Below are 1,066 nucleotides of genomic sequence, written 5' to 3' on the forward strand. Positions count from 1 at the left end.
CCTATATATAGATTGACAAATCTGCTACGACTATCAATAGACTCAGAAATTTAAATTAGAAAATATTCATTTAGTGATATTACTGAATATATCCTACATCAGACAGATGATAGCTCTGTATTTATTCGGTGATGATGAAAAATGTTAAAAATTATTTGCTACCGTTTTTTCTCTAGTGTCAAATATTTTTGAATGTAATTAATATAGAACAATCAAAAATTAGAAATATCTTTCATTGTTTTTACAATTTTGTATTCCATATTACAAATTCTCAATTATATGAAGATAAGCAAACCAAAGGCGTTGAAAGATGTTATAATTATGAAGTATCCAAAAAATACGGTTTTCTAATTAATCTTTTAGCAGGGAAAAAATGTAACCTATGATGCTGCCAGCAAAGGTTATGACTATGCAATTAATTAGACAACACAGATAAAGAATTGAAAATACCGATCGCCAAATTTAACATGATGTATTTTTGTGTAACTTTGTGTTCCGAATGGGATGTATAAAATCGCTATTATGACAGTTATAAAAGTGGTTTAGCTAGTTCAATGCTACATCTGTCAGAGTTTAAAACTAGCTAAAATAACTTCAAAAGTCTCTTTTGAAAGTAAACGTACACAACAATCCGAATAACTTGAATATTGTATGAATTCAAATAGTCCGTCTGCCAGTTCTGCCGACACATACTCACACAGGTTGGCAGACATTGTGGGAACTGCGATCGCTTTGTTGACTCTTACTCTACCAGTATTTGTCATCGCGCATTATTCTTCAAATGATGTTCAAAATAACCAGCAACCCGCGATCCAAAACCTGCAAGAAACCAAAGATTAACAAACAACACAAGCAATGTCTAAAACTGTTTGACTAATGCTTGCGTTTGTTCGAGTGCTGTAGAGTGCAAATTCCTACTACCCTTTTGGAAAAAGCGTTGCGAGCCAAACTTCGTAACGCTTTTTCCATTGTTTGGGGTAAATCAGGGGAGTGGGGAGATGGGGAGATGGGGAGACTTGTACTGAGCGGAGCCGTTGGCGCAGCCTCTCGCAGAGAAGTATGGGAG

At 35.0% G+C, this 1,066-nt stretch carries 1 protein-coding gene; it reads left to right on the forward strand.

The genetic code is table 11. The annotated features are described in order from the left end of the window. Positions 1–651: 651 nt before the first annotated feature. On the forward strand, positions 652–840 hold the full coding sequence (locus GNE10_RS34740; protein WP_099069141.1) for a hypothetical protein: 189 nt from the start codon (positions 652–654) through the stop codon (positions 838–840). The last annotated feature ends 226 nt before the right edge of the window (positions 841–1,066 follow it).

The organism is Nostoc sp. 2RC, from assembly GCF_014222165.1.
Lineage (GTDB): Bacteria > Cyanobacteriota > Cyanobacteriia > Cyanobacteriales > Nostocaceae > Nostoc > Nostoc linckia.